Origin of the sequence: Gilliamella sp. B2838 (assembly GCF_026536185.1) — a bacterium.
Lineage (GTDB): Bacteria > Pseudomonadota > Gammaproteobacteria > Enterobacterales > Orbaceae > Gilliamella.
Genome location: NZ_JAFNOO010000049.1, coordinates 1 through 587 on the forward strand (window position 1 = coordinate 1; position 587 = coordinate 587).

General features: G+C 43.8%; 2 tRNA genes and 1 rRNA gene. All 3 read left to right on the forward strand.

The features are described 5' to 3' along the window. Window positions 1-80 (forward strand): 16S ribosomal RNA (locus J3U63_RS13250); the annotation flags it as partial. 55 nt (window positions 81-135) lie between these two features. Next, a tRNA-Ile gene (locus J3U63_RS13255) sits at window positions 136-212 on the forward strand. Between the two features lie 52 nt (window positions 213-264). Beyond that, window positions 265-340 (forward strand) — tRNA-Ala (locus tag J3U63_RS13260). Window positions 341-587 lie beyond the last annotated feature (247 nt).

Sequence of the window (587 nt, forward strand, 5' to 3'; positions counted from 1 at the left end):
TTACCACGGTGTGGTCCATGACTGGGGTGAAGTCGTAACAAGGTAACCGTAGGGGAACCTGCGGTTGGATCACCTCCTTACGAAGCGCTCGTAAGTGTTCACACAGATTGTTTGTTTAGAAAGAGTCACTTTATTGGGTCTGTAGCTCAGGTGGTTAGAGCGCACCCCTGATAAGGGTGAGGTCGGTGGTTCAAGTCCACTCAGACCCACCAATTCAACGGTAGTGAGCGAAGATGCTTGATATGTTGAAGAAGTGAAGATAATGGGGCTATAGCTCAGCTGGGAGAGCGCCTGCCTTGCACGCAGGAGGCCAGCGGTTCGATCCCGCTTAGCTCCACCATTAAGATGTCTCTTTTGAATAAAATTATGTTTGTATTTACTTGAAAGAGTAAATAGAAAGATAACGCTCTTTAACAATTAGGAACAAGCTGAAAGAAACGAGTTCTCATTTTTACGGAAGGCATTGATATGAAAATATGAATGTAATGAAGTAGAAAAGAGAAAAAAAGCGTAATTGAAACCAAGACAACTGTGAGTTGTAAGGTTAAGAAATTAAGCGTACACGGTGGATGCCTAGGCAATCAGAG